We start from the raw sequence: 5469 nt of genomic DNA, 5'->3' as shown, positions 1-5469 counted from the left end.
GCGCGCGGGTCGAGCGGCACCCACGCCGCGCCCGCGCCCAGCACGCCGAGCACCGCCGTCGGGACGCGGGAGCCGCGGTCGGCCAGCACGGCGGCCAGCGCTCCCGCCTCCGCGCCGCGCTCGATCAACGCCCGGGACAGGGCGTTCGCCCGGACCACCAGTTCGCGGTAGGTCGTGACGCCGGTGTCGTCCACCAGCGCGTCGCCCCCGGGCCGCAGCGCGGCGTGCATCCGGACCTGCTCCACGACGCCCACCACGTCGTCCTCGCGCCACGTGGCGTTCCACTCCACGAGCACGCGGTGGCGCTCGTCGGCGTCGAACAGGTCCACGTCGCCCAGCGGCACGGTCGGGTCGGCCACGACGGCGGTCAGGAAGCGGGTGAACCGCTCGGCCAGCGCGCGGGCCGTGGAGTCGTCGAACAGGTCCAGCGCGTAGTCGAGCCGGCCGGTGATGCCGCCGGCGGTGCGCTCGGTCAGGTCCAGCGACAGGTCGAACTGGGCGGCGTGCGCCCCGACCTGCTCCACCCCGACCTCCAGGCCGGGCAGCGCGAGGTCGGCGTCGCTGTTGTTCTGCAGCACCAGCAGCACCTGGAACAGCGGGTTGTGCGCCATCGACCGGGTCGGGTTGAGCACCTCCACGAGCCGTTCGAACGGCAGCTCCTGGTGGGCGTAGGCGGCGAGGTCGGCGTCGCGGACGCGGGCCAGCAGCTCCTCGAACGCCGGGTTGCCCGACGTGTCGGCGCGCAGCACCAGCGTGTTGACGAAGAACCCGACCAGGTCGTCCAACGCGTCGTCGGTGCGACCCGCGATCGGTGAGCCGACCGGGATGTCGGTGCCCGCGCCCAGCCGGGTGAGCAAGGCCGACAAGCCGGCCTGCAGCACCATGAACAGGCTGGCGCGGTGCCGGCGGGCCAGGTCGGACAGGCCGTGGTGCAGCTCGGTGGGGATGTCGAAGAACAACGTGCCACCGCGCAGGCTCGCGACCGGCGGGCGCGGGCGGTCGCCGGGCAGCTCCAGCACCTCGGGCAGCCCGTCCAGGGCCGCCTGCCAGAACCGGACCTGCTGGGCGATCGCGCTCTCCGGGTCGTCCTCGCGGCCCATGACCTCGTGCTGCCACAGGCTGTAGTCGGCGTACTGGACGGGCAGCGGCGTGCAGTCCGGCGCCGCGCCGGTCAGCCGGGCGGTGTAGGCCTGGGAGAAGTCCCGGGCCAGCGGGGCCATCGACCAGCCGTCGCCCGCGATGTGGTGCAGCACCAGCAGGAGCAGGTGCTCGTCGGGGGCCAGGCGCAGCAGGTGTGCGCGCAGCGGCGGGTCGGCGTCCAGGTCGAAGCCCTCGGCCACGGCGGCGCGGGCGTAGGGCAGCACCTCGTCCTCGGTCACGTCGACGCGGACGAGGGCGGGCGTGGCCGTGACGGCGTCGAGGACCACCTGGTGCGGGTGGCCGTCGTGCTCGGGGAAGACCGTGCGCAGGCTCTCGTGCCGTTCCACGACGTCGTGCAGGGCGGCGGCCAGCGCGTCCACGTCGAGCGAGCCGCGCAGCCGGAGCGCGACGGGGATCTTGTACGGCGAGTCCGCGCCCTCCAGGCGGTTGAGGAACCACAGCCGGCGCTGCCCGTAGGACATCGGGATGTGCTCGGGCCGCTCGAACGGCCGCAGCGCCTGGCGGGCCACGCGGGCGTTGGCCAGCGCACGCACCAGCCCGGCGGGCGTGGGCGACTCGAACAGCGTGCGGACCGCGATCTCCACGCCGAACGCCGACCGGATGCGGCTGACCAGGCGGGTGGCCAGCAGCGAGTGCCCGCCCAGCGCGAAGAACCCGTCGTCCAGCGTCACCTCCGGCACGCCGAGCACCTCGGCGAACAGGCCGCAGAGGATCTCCTCCTCCGGGGTGCGCGGCGCGCGTCCGGTCGTCCCCGCGCCGAGGTCGGGCGCGGGCAGGGCGCGGCGGTCGAGCTTGGCGTTGGCGGTCAGCGGCAAGGTCTCCAGGGCCACGAACGCCGACGGCACCATGTACTCGGGCAGCTCGGCGGCGGCTCGCGCACGCAGGGCGGCGGTGTCCAACGCGGGCGTGGAGCCGTCGGGGGCGGCCTCGGGCACGAGGTACGCGACGATCCGCTTGTCGCCGGGCCGGTCCTCGCGGACGACCACCGCGACCTGCGCCAGGCCCGGGACGCCGGCGAGCACGGCCTCGATCTCGCCCAGCTCGATCCGGAAGCCGCGGATCTTGACCTGCTCGTCGGCGCGGCCCAGGAACTCCAGGTCACCCGCGTCGTTCCAGCGCACCAGGTCGCCCGTGCGGTACATCCGCTCGCCGGGCGTGCCGAACGGGTCGGCCACGAACCGCTCCGCGGTCAGGTCGGGCCGCTCCAGGTAGCCGCGCGCCAGGCCGGCGCCCGCGATGTACAGCTCGCCGGGCGCACCGGGCGGGACCTGCCGCAGGTGCGCGTCCAGCACGTGGACGTCCATGTTGTCCAGCGGGCGGCCGATCGGCACGGTCGCCGGGATCGCGTCACCGGGACGCACGAGGTGGTGCGTGGCGAACGTCGTGGTCTCGGTCGGGCCGTAGCCGTCGCCGAAGACGATGCCCGGTGCGGCCTCCTGCACGCGGCGAACGGTGGCGGGCGGCACGACGTCGCCGCCGGACCACACCTCCGACACGCCCGCGAAGCACTCCGGGTGCTCCTCGGCCAGCAGCCGGAACAGCCCGGCGGTCAGCCACAGCCCCGTCACGCCCTCGTGGGCGATCACCGTGGCCAGCTCGCGCACGTCCAGCTCCCCGGCCGGTGCGACGACCAGCTCGCGGCCGGACAGCAGCGGCACCCACAGCTCGTAGGTGGACGCGTCGAACGCGTGCGGCGAGTGCAGCAGCACCCGGTCGTGGTTGGGCCCCTCGAAGGCGCGGTCGGCGGCGAGGCTCCGCACGTCGTGGTGCGTCACGGCGACGCCCTTGGGCGTGCCGGTCGACCCGGACGTGTACATCACGTAGGCGAGGGCGCGGGGGTGCGACTCGACACCGGGGTCGGTGCCGGGCAGCCCGGACAGGTCCTCGTGCACGTCCACGACCACCGCGTCGTGCGCCAGGCCGCGGTCGCCCGCGTCGACCAGCAGGGCCGAGGCCCGGGTCTGCGCGAGCACGGCCTCCAGGCGGGCCGCCGGGCTGCGCCCGTCCAGCGGCACGTACGCGCCGCCCGCCTTGAGGATCGCCAGGGTGGACACGACCAGCTCGACCGAGCGCTCCTGGAGCACGGCCACGCGGTCCTCCGGCCGCACGCCCGCCGCGACGAGCCGGTGCGCGAGGCGGTTGGCCCGCTCGTCCAGCTCGCGGTAGGTGATCCGCGTGCCGCCGGCGATGAGCGCGGTCCGGTCCGGGTGGGCGGCGACGACGTCGGTGAACGCGCGCTGCACGCTCCCCTCGGGCTCCGGCCGCACGTGGCCGCGACGCGACGCGAGCAGGCCCCGGTCGTCGTCGGTGAGGACCTCGATGGTGGCGACCAGGCGGTCGGGCTCCGCGACGACGAGGTCGAGCAACGCGGTCAGCCGGCGGGCGAGGACGCCGGCGGCGTCGGGGCCCAGCAGGTCGGGGCGGTGGTTGAGGTCCAGCTTCAGCCGCTCCCCTGGCACGACGACCAGCGACAGCGGGTAGTGCGTGGCGTCACGGGCCTGCACGGCCGTGGCGCGCAGGTCACCCGGCAGGGCCACCGCGTCGGTGTCCAGCGGGTAGTTCTCGAACACGGTCAGGGTGTCGAACAGCTCGCCCAGGCCCACCAGCTCCTGCAGGTCGGTGAGGCCGACGTGCTGGTGCGCCATCAGGTCCGAGGCCCGCGTCTGGAGCCGGGCCAGCAGGTCGACGACGGTCTCGGCGGGGTCGAGCCGGACCCGCACCGGCAGCGTGTTGATGAACAGGCCGATCATCGACTCGACGCCGGCGACCTCCGGCGGGCGGCCGGACGTCGTCGCGCCGAACAGCACGTCGGTGCGGCCGGTGATCCCGGCCAGCAGCAGGCCCCAGACGCCCTGCACGACCGTGTTGACCGTGACGCCCGCGCCGCGGGCACGGGCGGTGAGCGCCGCCGTGGCCTCCGCGGACAGCTCCAGCTCCAACGTCTCGGGCAGGGCCGGGCGACGGCCGCCACCGGCGAGCAGCGTCGGCTCGGTGACGCCGTCCAACGCCGTGCGCCACGCGGCGTGCGCGGCGTCGCGGTCGGCCTCCACGAGCCACTTCAGGTAGTCCCGGTAGGGGCTGACCGGCGGCACGGCCCCGTCGCCCGCCAACGCGAACAGCTCGCGCATCAGCAGCGGCGCGGACCAGCCGTCGAGCAGGATGTGGTGGTTGGTCAGCACGAGCCGGTGCCGGCGGGCGCCCAGCCGCAGCGCGGTGAAGCGCAGCAGCGGCGGCGCGGTGAGGTCGAACCCGGCCGCGCGGTCGGCGGCGAGCACCGCGTCCACGTCGCCCGACCCGTCGATCTCGCGCCACGGCACCTCCACGTGCGCCGGCACGACGGACACGGGCGCGGGCAGCCCGTCGTGGGCGATGCCCGCCCGCAGGTTGGGGTGGCGGTCCAGCAGCGCTTGGGCGGCGGCGCGCAGCCGGTCGGGGTCGAGGTGGCCGGACAGGACGAAGGAGAACTGCACGGTGTACGCGTCGCTGCCGGGTGCGCCGTCGAACAGCGCGTGGAACAGCAGGCCCTCCTGCAACGGCGACAGCGGCAGCACGTCCGCCAGCCCCGGCACGGCGCGTTCCAGCGCGGCGACGTGACCGCCGTCCAAGCGCACCAGCGGCAGGTCGGACGGGGTGAGGCCGCCGCTGCCGGGCCGGGAGGCGTGCTCGACCAACGCGTGCAGCGCGGTCGTCCACCGTTCCGCCAGCGGCAGCACGCGGTCGGCGGGCAGCAGTCCTCCCGCCCACTCCCAGGTGTCGGTCAGCTCGGGGCCGTCCTCGCCGTCGCGGACCAGCGCGGTGATCTCCACGGCGTGCGCGACGGGCAGCTCGGCGTCGGCGGCCGGGGCGACGCCCTGACCGGTGATCGACCAGTCGGCGTCACCGGCGGCGACCCGGCCCAGGTAGTTGAAGCCGACCTGCGGCGCGGGCAGCGCGACGAGCGCCGGTTCCGCGCGGACGTGGCGCAGCACGCCGAAGCCGGAACCGCTGCCGGGCAACGCCCGCAGCTGCTCCTTGACCAGCTTGAGCGCCGCACCCGCGGCCGGTCCGCCCGCCAACGCCTCGTCGGCGTCCACACCCGCGAGGTCCAGCCGGGCCGGGTGCAGGGTGGTGAACCAGCCGATCGTGCGGGTCAGGTCGACGCCGTCGAACGCGTCCTCCTGGCGGCCGTGGCCCTCCAGGTCCAGCAGCAGCTCGTCCCGCTCGCCCGCGAACGCCAGGGCGAGCGCGGTCAGCAGCACGTCGTCCACGCGGGCGTGGAACGCGGCCGGCACGCCGGTCAGCAGCGCGTGGGTCACCGCGGGCGGCAAC

At 75.5% G+C, this 5469-nt stretch carries 1 protein-coding gene; it reads right to left on the bottom strand.

What is annotated here, in order from left to right:
- Positions 1–5469, bottom strand: a 5469-nt coding sequence (locus tag AB0G02_RS27165) for an amino acid adenylation domain-containing protein (protein WP_360798981.1), incomplete at both ends; no start/stop codon positions are given.

It is taken from the genome of Actinosynnema sp. NPDC023658 (assembly GCF_040639995.1).
Taxonomy (GTDB): domain Bacteria; phylum Actinomycetota; class Actinomycetes; order Mycobacteriales; family Pseudonocardiaceae; genus Actinosynnema.
The sequence above is the reverse complement of the archived record's forward strand: the minus strand, read 5'-3'. Positions and strand labels throughout refer to the sequence as shown.